Annotated in this window: 14 protein-coding genes; 4 read left to right on the top strand and 10 right to left on the bottom strand. The window is 73.1% G+C overall.

Annotated features, from left to right (window positions below; genetic code table 11):
- Positions 1-4: 4 nt before the first annotated feature.
- The gene (locus ASD62_RS12340; protein WP_056916214.1) at positions 5-1585 is read right to left on the bottom strand and encodes a metallophosphoesterase; all 1581 of its coding nucleotides are present in this window, start codon (positions 1583-1585) and stop codon (positions 5-7) included.
- A gap of 94 nt (positions 1586-1679) precedes the next feature.
- Here ASD62_RS12340 and ASD62_RS12345 point away from each other — a divergent pair, with 94 nt between their 5' ends.
- From ASD62_RS12345 to ASD62_RS21005, 4 genes are all read left to right on the top strand, one after another.
- Positions 1680-2357 (top strand): HAD-IA family hydrolase, encoded by a 678-nt coding sequence (locus ASD62_RS12345; RefSeq protein ID WP_056916215.1) that lies wholly within the window; start codon positions 1680-1682, stop codon positions 2355-2357.
- 10 nt (positions 2358-2367) lie between these two features.
- A complete protein-coding gene (locus ASD62_RS12350; RefSeq protein WP_056917362.1) occupies positions 2368-4023 on the top strand; it encodes an FAD-binding dehydrogenase in 1656 nt (551 codons plus the stop codon).
- Positions 4024-4182: 159 nt separating this feature from the next.
- Positions 4183-5013 carry a DUF6498-containing protein gene (locus tag ASD62_RS12355; RefSeq protein WP_157581453.1) on the top strand — a complete coding sequence of 277 codons (831 nt, stop codon included), beginning with the start codon at positions 4183-4185 and terminating at the stop codon, positions 5011-5013.
- 101 nt (positions 5014-5114) lie between these two features.
- A complete protein-coding gene (locus ASD62_RS21005; RefSeq protein WP_369818818.1) occupies positions 5115-6314 on the top strand; it encodes an MFS transporter in 1200 nt (399 codons plus the stop codon).
- Here ASD62_RS21005 and ASD62_RS12365 read toward each other — a convergent pair.
- From ASD62_RS12365 to ASD62_RS12405, 9 genes are all read right to left on the bottom strand, one after another.
- Positions 6269-6784 carry a DUF2306 domain-containing protein gene (locus tag ASD62_RS12365; protein WP_056916218.1) on the bottom strand — a complete coding sequence of 172 codons (516 nt, stop codon included), beginning with the start codon at positions 6782-6784 and terminating at the stop codon, positions 6269-6271. The genes ASD62_RS21005 and ASD62_RS12365 overlap by 46 nt on opposite strands.
- A gap of 148 nt (positions 6785-6932) precedes the next feature.
- A complete protein-coding gene (locus tag ASD62_RS12370; protein ID WP_082580776.1) occupies positions 6933-7541 on the bottom strand; it encodes a bacterial proteasome activator family protein in 609 nt (202 codons plus the stop codon).
- 71 nt (positions 7542-7612) lie between these two features.
- A complete protein-coding gene (locus ASD62_RS12375) occupies positions 7613-10477 on the bottom strand; it encodes an FtsX-like permease family protein (RefSeq protein WP_056916219.1) in 2865 nt (954 codons plus the stop codon).
- A 9-nt stretch (positions 10478-10486) separates the two neighbouring features.
- Positions 10487-11224: an ABC transporter ATP-binding protein gene (locus ASD62_RS12380; protein WP_056916220.1), complete on the bottom strand. Its 738-nt coding sequence runs from the start codon at positions 11222-11224 to the stop codon at positions 10487-10489.
- Positions 11221-11880, bottom strand: a complete 660-nt coding sequence (locus ASD62_RS12385; protein ID WP_082580778.1) for a PadR family transcriptional regulator — start codon at positions 11878-11880, stop codon at positions 11221-11223. Before ASD62_RS12385 ends, ASD62_RS12380 begins: the two co-directional genes overlap by 4 nt.
- Before the next feature lie 113 nt (positions 11881-11993).
- Positions 11994-13274, bottom strand: coding sequence for an MFS transporter (locus ASD62_RS12390; protein ID WP_200956884.1), 1281 nt, complete (start codon positions 13272-13274; stop codon positions 11994-11996).
- Between the two features lie 179 nt (positions 13275-13453).
- Complete coding sequence (locus ASD62_RS12395; RefSeq protein ID WP_056917364.1) at positions 13454-13816, bottom strand: DUF1304 domain-containing protein; 363 nt, start codon at positions 13814-13816, stop codon at positions 13454-13456.
- Positions 13817-13930: 114 nt separating this feature from the next.
- Positions 13931-14908: an NAD(P)H-quinone oxidoreductase gene (locus tag ASD62_RS12400; RefSeq protein WP_056916221.1), complete on the bottom strand. Its 978-nt coding sequence runs from the start codon at positions 14906-14908 to the stop codon at positions 13931-13933.
- The gene (locus ASD62_RS12405; RefSeq protein WP_056916222.1) at positions 14905-15501 is read right to left on the bottom strand and encodes a molybdenum cofactor guanylyltransferase; all 597 of its coding nucleotides are present in this window, start codon (positions 15499-15501) and stop codon (positions 14905-14907) included. Before ASD62_RS12405 ends, ASD62_RS12400 begins: the two co-directional genes overlap by 4 nt.
- Positions 15502-15568: the final 67 nt, after the last annotated feature.

A 15568-nucleotide genomic window follows, 5' to 3' on the forward strand; every position in this document is an offset into this window, starting at 1 on the left:
CCGGTCAACGCGGGGGAGCCGCGACCCGTTCAGTCGTCGGCGGGAGGTCGGCGGAGCAGGTCCGTGGCGCCGTCGGGGTGGAGGTGGGGCCCGTCCCGACTGGGGTCGGGACCGGAGGGAGGGTCGACTCGATACGTGAGCCGTTGATGAGGGTGACGTCGTCGTACGCCGGACGGCCCTCGATGACGTTGCGGAACTGGTACCGGGTCAGGGAGTTCAGGCGACAGTCCTCCCCGAAGGCGGCGATGTCGAACGCCGACGGCTGGCCCGTCAGCTCCTCGTCCTTGGCCGCCTGGAGGAAGTGGCTGAAGGCGCCGCCGCCGGTGAAGGTGCCGACCCCGATCGTGTTGCCCTCGAGCTGGTCGACGTGCATGTGCCCGTGGACCTTGACGCCGGACTTCTGGTCGATCGCGTCGACGGCGCCAGGCTCGTGGGCGACGAGCACGTCCGGCGGGGCCAGGTCCTGCATGGCGGCCGCGAAGCGAGCCGCCGGCGCCTTCTGCTTGGCGGCGTTGTCCCGGTTGTCGTCGCCGAACCAGCGCGGGTCGTTGAACCCCGCGATGCGCACCCCGCCGATGCTCTGGACCGTGTAGCTGTCGTCATCGGGCTCCAGCAGGACGACGTTCGGGATCTTCGCCAGCGCGCGCAGCAGCTCGATGTCGCTGGATGCCCGGGCGTCGTGGTTGCCCTTGACGAAGACGTACGGCACACCGAGCGAACGGATGCCGTCGAGGACTCCCGCTGCCTGCGCCTCGGCGAGGGTGCCGAAGTTGACGAGGTCGCCGGCGTCGATGACCGCGTCGACGTCCTCCTCCGCGACGATCGTCTTCATCAGCGGGTACTGGTTGGCGCCGTGGATGTCGGAGACGAGGAGCAGCCGGGCGGCGACCGGCTTGCCCAGCACCTGCGGCGAGTACTTGTCCTGGAGGGCGGCCGAGAGCGCCAGCAGGTTCTTCAGGTACGGCGTCGTCTGCTCCGCGCGGGTCTCGACCCCGGCGAGCAGGTCGGCGTTGCGCTGGACGGCACCGAGGATGCCCGTGGTGGTGAACCGGTCGAGCCGCTCGGGCCGGTACCCGAGGCCGATGCTCGCGAACGTCACCGCGCAGGCGACCACCCAGCACGCCGCGGCGACCCCGAGCCGACTGGCGCGCGGGCGCCGTCGGGCCCACGCGGCATACGCGGCGAGGGCGAGCAGGGTGACCGCGAGGGCTCCGCCGGCGAAGCGCAGGGCCAGCCCGATGCCGGCGTCCCGTGCGGCGCGTTCGAGCTCCAGGGGGCCGGGCTGCAGCGAGCTGATGGAGATGTTGGGACGGGCCAGGAGGTCGGTGATGTGCTCCTTCACCTGCACCTCGGCGATGACCCCGGGGGCGGGGACGGGGCCGGCGAAGTCGAGGTGGATGTCACCGAACACCGTCGGGGACTGGATCGTGCCGAGGTCCGCCGGGTTGGCCGACAGCCGCAGGTCGGCGCCGTAGTTGAGCGTGTCGACCGAGGTGGGGAACAGCGTCGTGGCCGCGACGCCTCCGAGGATCGAACCCAGGACGAGCGCCAGGATGCCGCCGGTCCGCAGCAGGGGAAGGGGCACACGCCGCCTGCGTCGTGGGCGTTCGGCGGGCGGGCTCACCTCCTCACCGTAACCGGGTCGTCGCCGCCACGACGCGCTGCCTACGCTGGTCGGTATGCCGGGAACCTTGGGAACGCTGGACGGGCGAGACTTCGCCGCCGTGCTGTTCGACATGGACGGGACCCTGATCGACTCGATCCCGGTGGTCATCCGCAGCTGGCTGCGCTGGGCCGAGGAGGAGGGCGTGGACCCGGCGCGACTGGTCGGGTTCCACGGTGTCCCGGCCCGGGGGATCGCCGAGAAGCTGCTGCCCGCCGACCGCGTGGACGCCGCCGTGGACCGGATCGAGGCGATCGAGACGGCCGACACCGACGGCATCACCGTCCTGCCCGGGACGCTCGACGCGCTCGCGACCCTCACGGGTGCGGACCTGTGCGCCATCGCCACCTCGTGCACCCGGCCGCTGGCCGATGCCCGCATCGCGGCGACCGGCCTGCCGGCCCCGAGGGTGGTCGTCACGGCCAGCGACGTGCGGCAGGGGAAGCCCCACCCCGATCCGTTCCTCCTGGCCGCCCGGCTCCTCGGTGTCGACCCGCGTGACTGCCTCGTGGTCGAGGACGCCCCCGGCGGTCTGGAGGCGGCCCGGGCGGCCGGCTGCGCCACCCTGGCCGTCACCACGACCACGGCGCCCGCCGACCTCATCGCCGATGCCGTCGTCGGGACGCTGGCCGACGCGAGGTTCGCCGTGGTCGAGGGACGCGTTCGGGTGACGGGCGTCGTTACCGACGCGTAGTTTGGCCGGCATGGACGCTGACGTCATCGTGGTCGGGGCCGGACTGGCCGGGCTCGTCGCCACCGCAGAGCTCGCCGATGCCGGTCGGCGGGTCGTGGTGGTCGACCAGGAGAGTGCGGTCAACCTCGGCGGGCAGGCGTTCTGGTCGTTCGGCGGGTTGTTCTTCGTGGACAGCCCGGAGCAGCGCCGGATGGGGATCAAGGACTCCGCCGACCTCGCGCTGCAGGACTGGATGGGTTCGGCGGGGTTCGACCGGCTCGAGGACCAGGACCGCTGGCCGGTGCGGTGGGCCGAGGCCTACGTCGACTTCGCCGCGGGGGAGAAGCGCTCGTGGCTGCACCAGCAGGGGATGCGGTGGTTCCCCGTGGTCGGCTGGGCCGAGCGCGGTGACGGCACCGCCACGGGCCACGGCAACTCGGTCCCGCGGTTCCACATCACGTGGGGGACCGGCCCCGGGGTCGTCGAGCCGTTCGAGCGGAGGGTACGTGAGCACGTCGCCGGCGGGCGCGTGCAGCTGCGTCCCCGCCACCGGGTCGACGAGCTGGTCACGCACGACGGCGCCGTGACGGGGGTCCGGGGCACCCTGCTCGCCGACGACGGCGCGGAGCGCGGACGCCCCACCTCGCGCGAGTCCGTGGGCGGGTTCGCCCTCTCGGCGCAGGCGGTCGTCGTCACCAGCGGGGGCATCGGCGCCAACCACGACCTCGTCCGCGCCAACTGGCCCGAACGGCTCGGCGAACCCCCGGCCCACATGCTCACGGGGGTCCCGGCCTACGTCGACGGGCGGATGCTGGCCATCACGGAGGCGGCCGGCGCGCGCCTGGTGAACCGCGACCGCATGTGGCACTACGTCGAGGGCATCGAGAACTTCGACCCCATCTGGCCGGACCACGCCATCCGCATCCTTCCCGGGCCGAGCTCGCTGTGGTTCGACGGCAACGGTGACCGGCTGCCGGCACCGCTGTTCCCCGGGTTCGACACGTTGGGGACGCTCGCGCACCTGCGGCAGACCGGGCACGACCACAGCTGGTTCATCCTCACGGCGCGGATCATCGGCAAGGAGTTCGCGCTCTCGGGCTCGGAGCAGAACCCCGACCTCACGGGGAAGTCGGTGAAGGACGTCCTCGGCAGGGCGCGCGCCGACATGCCCGCACCCGTTCGGGCGTTCCTCGACCGGGGTGCCGACTTCGTCACTGCCGACACGATCGGCGAGCTCGTCGCCAGGATGAACGCCCTCACCCCCCACGCCCCCCTCGACGCCGCTCACATCGAGCGCCAGGTCGTCGCCCGCGACCGCCAGGTCGACAACGACTTCAGCAAGGACGCGCAGCTCACCGCCATCCACGGCGCGCGAAACTACCGTGGGGACAAGCTGATCCGCACCGCCGCCCCGCACAGGATCCTCGACCTGAAGGCCGGCCCGCTCATCGCGGTCCGCCTCAACATCCTCACCCGCAAGACCCTGGGCGGCCTCGAGACCGACCTCTCGGCGCGGGTCCTGTCCGCGTCGGGTGAGCCCGTGCCCGGCCTGTATGCCGCCGGCGAGGTCGCCGGGTTCGGTGGCGGGGGGATGCACGGTTACCGGGCGCTCGAGGGCACCTTCCTGGGTGGGTGCATCTTCTCGGGCCGCGTCGCAGGTCGCGCCGCGGCGGCCGCCGTCGGCTGACCCCGTCGCCGTCGTCCCACCCCGCGGGTCGACGTGAACCCTCCGGGGAACCGGGCGCCCACATCGACCCGGTCGAACGGATGGGCTTGAGCCGGAACCGGGGGCGCAGGCACGGTGCCCGCGCTAGCCTCCCGGCGACACAGGGTGAGGGGGCTTGGCGTGGGAGTGCTGTTGCGGGTGCTGGGGCTGCAGGCCCTGGCCGTTCTGGTCGGGACCATGCCCGCGCGCACGGCGCGGGTCCTCACGCTGGTGATGCTCGTCGGGGCCAACCTGTTCCCGCTCGTGGCCCTGCTCACGGGCGCCTGGGGAGCCGGTGACGTGCTGGTCACCTACTGGCTGGAGAACGTGGCCGTGGGGATCTGGCAGGTCGTCAAGCTCCTGACGGCCCAGGGGACCGACGTGGTCGCCGGGTCCGGTGCCGGCCAGGCGCTGACCGACCCGCGCACGGTCACGGCCCACGTCAACGGCCGCCCGGTCCAGCTGGCCGGGAGCGTCGCCCGGGTCTTCGTGGCCGGGTTCTTCGTCGTGCACTACGGCCTGTTCACGGTCGTGCACGGCGTCTTCACGTTCGTGCTGGCCCACCGCAGCGGCATCAGCGGCAGTGTCCGCAGCTTCACCCTCGTCTTCCTCGTGCTGTTCCTGAGCCACGGTCTGTCGACCGCGATCCACTGGTTCGCCCGGGGTGAGCGCAGGGCGAACGGGTTGATGGCGACCATGAAGCAGCCCTATGGCCGGATCTTCGTGCTGCACCTCGCCGTCATCGGCAGTTTCTTCCTGGTCATGGGCCCGCTCTCCACCGATGGGTCGGTGTCCCTGGTCCCGGGCAGCCCGCTCGACACCGCGGCCGCGGGACCATCCGTGCTGCCGGGCATCCTGCTCATCGCCCTCAAGACCGCGCTCGATGCCGGGCTGCACCTGCGCGCGCACCGGCAGGACCCCGTCTCCGCGCCCGCTCCCGTGGCGGCGATGACGCCGCCGTCGGCCACCTGAGGCAGACTCCACCGCATGACCGACGACGTGGCCGGAGCCGCAGGCCCGCCACAGCGGTTGCTCGACGACCGGGACTTCCGTCGGTACTGGCTGGGGNNCGCATCGTCTCCCTCAGCGGGTCGCTCATCACGGTCGTCGTCATGCCGGTGCTCGTCTACCGGCTCACGGGTTCGGCTGCCCTGACCGCCCTCACGGCGACGCTGGATGCGTTGCCCTACCTGCTGATCGGCTTGTTCGCCGGCGCCCTCAGCGACCGCTGGAACCGTCAGCGCGTCATGGTCGCCGCCGACCTCGCCAACGTCGTGGTGATCGGCTCGGTCCCGGTGGCGCACTTCCTCGACGTCCTCACCGTCCCGCACGTGCTCGTGGCGGGGTTCGTGGCGCAGTGCCTCTTCACGTTCTTCGACGGTGCCAACTTCGGTGCCCTGCCGGTCCTGGTCGGTCGCGAGCGCGTGGGCGACGCGAACGCCGCGATCTGGGGGATCGGTGGCGTCCTCGACCTGGCTGTCCCGGCCGGAGTGGGGCTGGCGCTGGCGGTGGTCCACCCGTCGACGCTCCTCGTCGTCGACGCCATCACGTTCGCCGTCTCGGCCCTGCTGGTGCGATCCATCCGGCGGGCCCTGTCCTCGGCGCGCGAGCACCTCGACCCGTTGCGACCCGCCGTGGTCCTGCGCGACGTGCGCGAGGGGGTCCGGTTCCTCTGGCACCACGAGGGCGTGCGGTCGCAGACCGTCGTCGGCATGCTCCAGTCGATCGGCGGCGCCGGGTTCGTCGCGCTGTTCGTGCCGTGGGCCGACCAGGTGCTCCACATCGGCACCTCGGGGTGGCGGTTCGGCCTCGTCTTCGCCGTGTGGGGGCTCGGCGGCATCCTCGCCTCTGCCCTCGTCCCGCCGCTCCTGCGGCGGTACCGGGTCGCGCGGGTGACCCTCAGCGCCATACCGGTGTCGGCGGTGGCGGGGATCGCGACCGCGCTCGCCCCGAACTGGGTGCTGGCCTGCGTCGGGATGGTGGTCTGGGGAGTCGCCTACCAGCTGGTGCTCATCACCTCGATGACCTACCGCATGCAGGTGACCCCCGAGCACCTCCTCGGCCGCGTCAACACCGCCGGCCGGATGCTGTCGTGGGGTGTCGGGTGGACCATCGGGTCGATCGCCGGTGGTGCGCTGGCGGCTGCGACGGCCGTGCAGCCGGCGATGGTGACGCTCGTGTCCGTGGGGGTGCTGGCGGCGGGGTTCGCGTGGCTGTCGCCGTTGCGTCAGATCGCCGCGGGCTCGCGCGTCGTCGACGGCACGCCGACCTGAGCGAGCAGCCGGGTCACCAGCGCGACGAGGGCCAGGCCCACCGCCACGATGGCGAGGGTGAGGCCTGACATCGCCAGCCAGTTGGACTGGAAGGCCTGTGGCACCAAGCGACTCGGCACGGCGACGACGCCGATGAAGGCGCCCCACAGCCCGGCGTAGGTCCCGATCATGTTGCCCGCGTGCGCACGGATGTTGCCGCGGCGTGCGTTCCACAGGCCCAGCGACAGGGTGACGATCGTGAACGCGCTCAAGCCGTGGATCCACGAGAAGCTGCCGGGCCGCAGCTGCTGGATCCAGAACGAGCTGAATGCCGTGAAGTACATGCAGGACAGCCACGTCCACCCCAGGACCCGGTGCGGACGGTCGCCCCTGCGGCGCCGGACCAGCTGGGCGGCGCCGACCACCAGGGCGAACGTGGCGGCGACCGCGTGGACGGCGATCAGGGCGTTCCACGAGTGCTCCGTCGGCATGTCCAGCCCCTCCCCGTGGATAGTGACGCTATCCACGGTATGGCGTGGACGTGCCCAGCACAAGCCCCTGGGTCAGTCGGCGGTCGCCGCTTTGCTGGGTGGCGGGGGAGGCGAACCGCGAACCGCGAACCCCCGGGCCGGGCGCCGGCTAGAGGTACTGGCCGGTCGGACCGTCGCCACCGGGCACGCCGGGGAGGTCGGGGTGACCTCCGTCGGGGTGCGGTTGCTGGCCGGGCGGCAGGGCGCGACGCATCTGGGCGAGCTGCTGCTGGGCCGCCATCTGCTGGGCGAACAAGGCGGTCTGGATCCCGTGGAACAACCCCTCGAGCCACCCCACCAGCTGGGCCTGGGCGATCCGCAGCTCGGCATCGGTGGGGGCGTGGCCCTCCTCGAACGGCAGCGCGATCCGCTCCAGCTCGTCGATCAGCTCCGGGGCGAGGCCGTCCTCGAGCTCCTTGATGGAGCGGCGGTGGATCTCGGCGAGCCGGACGCGGCCCGCCTCGTCGAGCGGCGCGTTGCGCACCTCCTCGAGGAGCTGCTTGATCATCGAGCCGATCCGCATGACCTTGGCGGGCTGCTCGACGAGGTCGGCGGGGTTGGTCGGGCCGTCCTCGTCACCCTCGTGCGGGTGCACGCCCATCCCGTCCTGGGTCACGACGACGACGCGTTGCTGGTCGCCACCCTGGGTGGTGGGGTCGCCGGAGCCGGTCGACGGGTCGTCAGGGGTGGTGGGGGTCAGTGGGCTCATGCCTCCCATCCTGCCCCAGGAGCGACTGTGGTCCACCGTGGGTGCGAGCCCCCCGACCCGGCACCCACGGTGGACCGGTCTCAGTCGGCGCGCCGGCTCATCGTCGGCGCCCGGCGGATCGCGGCGGCCGACAACAGGGCCGCCAGCAGGGGGACGCCGACCACCACGGCGACCAGCGGGAGCCACGGGACGACGATGATCGGGGGCCCCTTGATCTCCGTCCCGGTGAGCGGGTCCCAGCTCTGGCTCGTCAGCGGGTAGGTCAACGCGATGCCCGGGACGAGCCCGACGGCGATGCCGACCACGGCGCCGATGAACGCCACCACCCCCGCCTGGGCAGCCGCCAACCGACGACGGGTCCGCCGGGTGGCGCCGATCGCGGCGAACGTCCCGAGGTCGGCCCGCTGCTCGGCCAGCGACAGGGCCGTGGAGATGAGCGTGACGATGAGCAGCAGCAGGGCGAACCCACCGAACAGCGCCGCCATCACGACGCGGTCGTCGCGCTGGAAACCGCGCTCGACGTACGCCTCGCCCTCGTCCCCGACCGCCTCGGCGAGGGCCGTCTGGTCGGCCCGGCTGATCGCGCCGTCGGGATCACGCAGCATGAGCGACTGGCTGACGCTGGGCCACTTCCGCTGCGCCACGGTCTCGGAGCTCACGAGCGCGGCCACGGAGAACCCTGAGAAGGGCAGTGCCGCACGAGCTGCCGGGAGGGAGGTGGTGGTCGTCGCCGCGAGCGTCTGGACTCCGGTGTTGTTGTCGACCGTCGACGTCCCGGTGGTCACCGTGACCTTGCCGTCCCGGATGAGCGAACTGTCGGTGAGCACCATTCCGCCGCTGCGGAGCACCTCGCGCTCGGACGCGCCGAGGAAGTCGGCCGTCGCGATCGCGGACGCGGGGAGGGCGCCGATCTGGGCCATCGACATGCTGCCGACCTGGTTGCAGGTCTTCGGGTCGGGCAACGGGTTGCCCGAGCTGTCGAACTGCGCCCCGTTGAGGGCCTCGGTCGGGGTGCAGCCCGCAGGGACGACCACGACGAACGGCATGGGGTCCCCGTCCTTGGCCCCGACGCCCGACCAGGCCACCACCTGCAGCGGCGTCGCCTCGAGGTGGGGCGTGACGCGGTGCACGATCGCCGTGGCCTCGGTCGCGATGGCGTCGCTGGAGACCGTCGTCGGGCCGGACGTCATCTCGGCGGGGTAGTAGGAGAAGATCCCCTCCCCGGCGGTGGTCCGCGGGATGTACTGCCGGCGCTGCTGCTCGGTGTCGCTGGCCAGTCCGATGCTGAACATCGTCAGGGCGATCGTGCCGGCCACGATGGCGGCGACGGTGGGGACCGAGCGGGTGCGGTGCCGGGCGGCGTCCCGCGTCGCCATACGGGGTGCGACCGGGAGCCGTGACGCCGCTCGCCCGGCAGCCACGAGCAGGAGCGGCACGAGGAGAAGGGCGCCGAGCACCAGGGCGAGCCCCGTCGAGATGATCGGGATCTCCCGCTGCTCGGTGCGGACCGCCCACAGCAGCCCGACCCCACCGGCGATGGCGACCACGAGTCCGACGACGGGCAGCACCCGGTTGAGCCGGGGTGAGACGCTCTGCCCCCGCATGACACCGACGATGTCGAGGCGCCCGAGGCGTGCCGCAGGGATCATCGCGGCGACGAGCGCGCTGAGGACCGAGCAGGCCACGATGAAGGCGACGGCGAGGACCGGGAGGTCGAAGTACCGGTGCGACGTCCACGGGCGCTGGTGCACCCAGACCAGCAGGGCGACCCGCATCACGACCGCGGCCAGGGCGGCCGCGGCCACCGCGCTCGCCGCCCCGAGGACGAGGGCCTGGGCCAAGACCTCGCGGCGCAGCTGGCGGGTCTCCGCACCGTTGCTCGCGGCGAGCGCGAGGGTGCGCCGCTGCCGGGAGGCGCTGACCGCGAACGCCGGGGCGACCAGCAGCGTCGTCACGACGAACAGCATCAGGGCGCCCACGGCCACGAGCTGGCGAAGCTGCTGGGCGGCGAAGTCGTTCTGCTGGCGCAGCTCGGCGGGCAGCTGGGCCGCGGTGGGCGGGTGGCGCATCACGTCGGCGCTGGCGACCCTCAGGCCGTAGCCGTTGAGCGTCTTCACCTCGTCGTAGGTGACGGGGGTGTCGCGCACGACGAGCCACTGCCAGCTGTACAGGGAGTCCTGGGCGATGGGTTCGTTGGTGACGACGTCCGGCATGCTGCCGTAGCCGTCGAACGCGCTCGCGGTGCCGACGACGGTGACCTGGTGCTCCTTGCCCTGGCTCGTCAGCGTCACCTCGCCGGAGGACGGCATGCCCCTGCTGATGCCGTAGGGGGTGACGACCACCTCGGCCGCGCTGGTCGCCCAGCGGCCGGTGAGCAGCCGGGCCTTCTCGCCCCACGGGCGCGAGGTGTCGAGCACCATGACGTTGGCGGCGCGGGACCGGTCCCCGATCGGGTGGCGGACCGTGGTGGTGCCGATGCGCTCGATGGTGCCGCCGGTGAGTCGCTGCACCGCGGCGAGGTTCGCGGCGCCCCCCGAGCTCTGCTCGGGGTCGAAGCCGGGGATGGCCTTGGCCGACCGGGACGCCTCGCCGAAGCTCATGGCCGAGTCGGGGTCGGCGCCCTGGGCGAGGGACTGCCCCTCCGGGCCGCTGACGAGGGCCTGCGCCGTGCCCAGGGTCAGCGGGATCTTGTCGGCGCCGGAGACCGTCTCCGAGGCGGCGAGGGTCGCGAGGCCGACGAGCAGGCCGGTCGGCAGTGCCACCATGACGAAGACGAGGATGCTGCGGCCCTTGTAGCGGCGGGCGTCGCGCCAGGCCATGCGCAGGGCCACGCGCCACGAGGCGCGCCAGCGGGCCAGCCGGGAGCCGGACGGGCCCGAGTCGGTGCGCCGTTCCGAGGCGGAGGCCTCGGACCGGGGTGCAGAGGGTTCGGTGAGGGTGGTCATCGTCGCGCCTCAGACGGCCGGGTCGAGCAGGGCCTCGGCCGTCTGCGCCGAGCCGGTGCTGTCGACGACGACCCCGTCGCGCAGGAACACGACGCGGTCGGCCCAGGCGGCGTGCCGCGCCTCGTGGGTGACGAGCAAGCCGGCGGCGCCGGCGTCGCAGCGCTCGCGCAGGACGCGGAGCACCCCCTCACCGGTGTGCGAGTCGAGGGCGCCGGTGGGCTCGTCGGCGAGCACCAGCCGACGGTCGCCGACCAGCGCACGCGAGATGGCCACGCGCTGCTGCTGCCCGCCGGACATCTTGTCGGGGTACCGGTCGGCGAGCTCGTCGACGCCCACCAGCTCGAGGGCGTGCCTGGCCAGGCGACGGGCCTTCCCGACCCGGAACCCGTCCAGCTCGAGGGGCAGGGCGACGTTCTCGATCGCGGTCAGGGACGGGATGAGGTTGAAGTCCTGGAAGACGAACCCCACGCGACGGCGCCGCAGCTTCGCGAGCGCGTCGCCCTTGAGGGTGCCGATGCTCTGCCCCTCGATGAGCACCTGCCCGCTCGTCGCGGCATCGAGGCCACCGGCGAGGTTGAGCAGCGTGGACTTGCCGGAGCCGCTGGGCCCCATGACGGCCACGAGCTCGCCCGCGTGCACGTCGAGGCTGACCCCGGCGAGCGCCCGGACGGCGGTGGAGTCGGTGCCGTGGACGCGGGTGACGTTGTCCAGGCGGAGGATCGGGTCGTTCCCTGCGGTGGTGTTCACTGTGCCCCCCTGAGCGTGGTGGAGATGGTGTCGTGCACGGCCGGCGGTGCACCGGCGTCGCCGGTCCCCTCCCCGTCGGTCGTCGGTATGGCGCGAGCCTTGCGGCGTGGGCGGCTCGCCTCGCGGATGAGCCGGGCCTCGACGTGGTCCAGCCAGCGGACCTCGGCCTCCCCGGCGTAGATGAGGTTCTCGAGGACCAGGAGCCAGGCGAGGTCGACGCTGCCGTTGTCCTCGTCGGACTCGAGGTGGGTGGTGGCCCGCTGCTTGAGCCGGGTGAGGTCCTGCAGGTGCCGCAGGGTCGCCGTGCGCTGGGTCTGGACGACGCGGTCGACGTCGACGCCGTCCACCGTGACGGCCAGGGCGAGCTTGATGACGAGCTCGTCCCGCGGGGTGGTCTCCCGGTCCACCGGCGACACCCACCACTGGGCGACCTCGGCCCGACCGGTCCGGGTCAGCCGGTAGCTGATCCGGCCGTCCTCGTCGGCGCCCGCGGCCTCGACCAGGCCGTCGCGCTCCAGCCGGGCGAGGGTCGTGTAGACCTGTCCGACGTTGAGCGGCCAGGTCCCCCCGGTCCTGGCCTCGAACTCCGACCGGAGCTGGGCGCCGTACATCGGCTCCTGTGCGAGCAGGGCCAACAGCCCCTGGCGAACCGACACCGGCGCCCCTCCCCTCGATCCCCTCCGGGTCGCCCCGGTTCCTGTCCCCTACATACCCGGTATTGCTACTGGTGGGAGTAGGTATACCGAGTATCAGGCCACGCCGTCAAGCATCAGGCGTGGACGACGCCTGCGGTGGAGCCCGACACCTCGCTGGAGGGCTGGACGGTGCCGAACGGGAGGTGGTGGGGCGCTGCCGGGCGACGGAGCAGGCGCTGGCTGGCGAGGGAGAGGAGCAGCGCACCGGCCGCTGCGGACACGGTCACGGCGAACGCCGCCGTGTGTCCGTGGTCGTCGGCGAGGCGACCTGCGAGCGCCGACCCGACGGCATAGCCGAGGCCGGTCGCCGCGGCGAGCAGGGTCATCGCCGTGCCGACCTTCGCCACGGGAGCGCTGCGCTCGCCCATGGTGAAGTTGCTGATCATGTAGGGCGCCACGACGAAGCCGAGGACCAGCACCACGAGGACCAGGGAGCGGAGCGAGTCGACCGCGAGGAGCGGCAGCGAGAGGACGAGCAGGCCCCCGGCAGCGACGAGCATGCGCAGGGGGAAGCCGAACCGTTCGGGCACCCCGGCGATCGCCAGCCCGGCGGCGACGCTGCCGACGCCCAGCACCGCGTGGACGAGGCCGGCGATCCCGGCGTGCCCGACAGAGGTGGCCAGGACGCTCGTCCCCGTCTGCACCGAGCCGAAGAACGCCCCGATCAGCCCCTGGGCGAGCATGAGGACCACCAGCGTGGCGCTCAGGACCCGGACCCGCGGCTGGCCGGTGCGACGCGGCGCACGGGCGAGCTCGGCCGTCGGGTGCACGGCGAACGCGCACCCGAAGACCACGAGCAGGACGGCCGCGACGACCAGGCCGGCGCCGGGGTCGGCGACGAGCACGAGCAGGCCCAGCAGGGCCGGCCCGAGGACGAAGGTGGCCTCGTCGGCGGCGCCCTCGTAGGAGAAGGCCGCCTCGACCAGGCGCGGCTGCCGGGCCCCGCTGTTCCGGGTGATGGGGCGCCACCGCACCCGGGCGAGCGGGCCGATCTGGGGCAGGAACGCACCGCTGAGGCCGGCCGTCGCCGCGAGGACGCCGCCCGAGGCGTCACGGTGGGCCAGCACGACGAGGGCGAGCAGCCCGAGTCCGCCGAGCACGGACTGCACCAGCACGACCGGCCGCTGGCCGATGCGGTCGGACAGGACGGCGGCGACGGGTGAGCAGAGGGCGTTGGCCACGGCCAGCGCGCCGGCGGCGAGGCCCCCCGCGGCATACGAACCGGTCGTGCCGGACACGAGCAGGAGGGCGCCCATCTGGCTCATGGCCAGGGGAAGTCGTCCGACGAACGCGATGACGACGTAGAGGGGTCCGGCGAGGCGGAGCAGGTGGCGGTAGGAGGCGATCGGTGACACGGGGTTCTCGTCCTGGTTCTCTGGCCGCCGGTGCCGGGGCACGGCGGACGGGCGTGCGCCGAACCCACCTCCGAGGCGCACAGGAACCCTGAACATTCCGGGCGGCTACCGCAGGCGGACCTCAGGTCGACCGCACCGGACAGGCCAAGTCTACCGGCGAGCGGGACCTGCCCGGGACGTCAGCCGGCGAGCAGCACCGCGACGAGGGCGACGGCTCCCGGCAGGGCCTGCACGAGCAGGATCCGGCGACTCGCGGTGGCTGCGCCGTAGAGCCCGGCCACGACGACGCAGACGAGGAAGAACACGCGGAAGGCGAACCGGTGGTCGGCCGGTCCGACGAGCCCCCAGAGGAGGCCGGCGGCGAGGAACCCGTTGTAGAGCCCCTGGTTGGCGGCGAGCGCCCTGGTGGACTCGGCGAACTCCTGGGTCAGCCCGAAGGCGGCCCGTCCCCGCGGGGTCGTCCATAGCACCATCTCGAGGACGACGATGTAGACGTGGATGGCCGCCACGAGGGCGACGAGGACGACGGCGACGGTGCTCACCCCCGCAGCGTGGCAGGTGCGCCCGCCCGCTGTCAGGAGGACACCGTCAGGACGGCGCTGTCCGGACGGCACCATCAGGAGGCACCGTCAGGAGGCACCGTCAGGAGGCCACCGTCAGGGGGTGAGGAGGATCTTGCCGATGTGGCCGCTCTCCTCGAGCTCGCGGTGGGCGGACGGCGCGTCGGCGAGGGCGTGCCGCGAGTGGATGACGGGACGGACCCGGCCGGACTCGATGAGCGGCCAGACGTGCTCACGGACCGCCGCGACGATGGTGGCCTTCTCGTCAGCAGGACGGGCCCGCAACGAGGTCGCGATGACGGCGGCGCGCTTGCGCAGCATCAGGCCGAGGTCGAGCTCCGCCTTCGTGCCACCCTGGAGCCCGATCACGACGAGGCGACCGTTGGTGGCGAGGGCCTCGACGTTGCGGGCGAGGTACTTGGCCCCCATGTTGTCGAGGATGACGTCGGCGCCGGCGCCACCGGTGGCCGCGCGCACCTCCTCGACGAAGTCCTGCTCGCGGTAGTTGACGAGGACCTCGGCGCCGAGCTCGCGGCAGGCTTCCAGCTTCGCGGCCGAACCGGCCGTGACGATGACCCTGGCACCGACCTCCCGGGCCAGCTGGATGGCCATGGTGCCGATGCCGGAGGACCCCCCGTGGACGAGCAGGGTCTGCCCGGGCAGCAGGTTGGCGGTCATGAAGACGTTGCTCCACACCGTGTTGACGACCTCGGGCAGTGCCGCGGCGTCCTCGAGGGAGACGCCTGCCGGCACCGGGAGCAGCTGGCCGGACGGGACGCACACCAGCTCGGCGTACCCACCCCCGGACAGCAGGGCGCACACCTCGTCACCGACGGCCCAGCCCGTGACGTCCTCACCGACGGCGTCGACCGTGCCGCTGACCTCCAGGCCGGGGTAGGCGGAGGCGCCGGGCGGCGGGTCGTAGTGGCCCATCCGCTGCATCACGTCGGCGCGGTTCACGCCGGCGGCCGCGACCCGGACGCGCACCTCGCCGGCAGCGGGCTGGGGGTCGGGGACCTCGGCGAGGACGAGGGCGTCCGCGTCGCCGGGAGTGGGGAGGGTGATGGCCTTCATGGCTCGAGCCTAGGCCGGACGACGGCGGCTGCCCGGTCGAGGTCCTCGGGGGTGTCGACGTCGAGCGCGCTGGGGTCCTCCAGCGGCACCGCGACCGACCGCAGTCCGTCGAGCAGGCGCATCAGGGGGGTGCCCGCCGCGGGCGTGGGGACCGCTGCCCGCAGGGCCGAGGTCCGGTATGCCGCGAGCAACGGTTGCAGCCGCCCGTCGCCGTCACGACCGACCACCGCCTCGAGCTCCGGTTCGGCCCCGAGGGCTGCGGCGAGTCCGGGGGCCGGCGCCGCGGCATACGGCATGTCGCCACCCAGCACGACGACGAGGTCGGTGGCGACGTGGGGGAGGGCGGCGGCGAGCCCGGCGACGGGGCCGCCACCGGGCGGCGTCTCGCGGCACCAGGCGACGACCCTGTGGGTGGATCTGGCGCTACCCACGCAGATGACCCGCCAGTCGGGAGGCAGCCCGTCCAGGACGTGGTCGAGCACGGTCGTCCCGCCGAGGACGGCCTGGGTCTTGTCGCCACCGAAGCGTGCGCCGGCGCCACCGCAGAGGACGACGGCGGTCAGCGGGGTGGGGGCGGCAGTGGGGTCGGTCACCGGCTCATTGTGGGTCCACCGGCCGGTGCGCGGCTCGTCCACCGCCCGGTGGACGCGCTCGGGGTGC

The sequence above is a fragment of the Phycicoccus sp. Root563 genome (assembly GCF_001427915.1).
GTDB lineage: Bacteria > Actinomycetota > Actinomycetes > Actinomycetales > Dermatophilaceae > Pedococcus.

Excerpts from the sequence above, each read along its gene's own strand:
- ASD62_RS12350 (WP_056917362.1), top strand. The coding sequence starts at position 2,368 with ATGGACGCTGACGTCATCGTGGTCGGGGCCGGACTGGCCGGGCTCGTC.
- ASD62_RS12345 (WP_056916215.1), top strand. The coding sequence starts at position 1,680 with ATGCCGGGAACCTTGGGAACGCTGGACGGGCGAGACTTCGCCGCCGTG.
- ASD62_RS12365 (WP_056916218.1), bottom strand. The coding sequence starts at position 6,784 with ATGCCGACGGAGCACTCGTGGAACGCCCTGATCGCCGTCCACGCGGTC.
- ASD62_RS12370 (WP_082580776.1), bottom strand. The coding sequence starts at position 7,541 with ATGGGAGGCATGAGCCCACTGACCCCCACCACCCCTGACGACCCGTCG.
- ASD62_RS12375 (WP_056916219.1), bottom strand. The coding sequence starts at position 10,477 with ATGACCACCCTCACCGAACCCTCTGCACCCCGGTCCGAGGCCTCCGCC.
- ASD62_RS12400 (WP_056916221.1), bottom strand. The coding sequence starts at position 14,908 with ATGAAGGCCATCACCCTCCCCACTCCCGGCGACGCGGACGCCCTCGTC.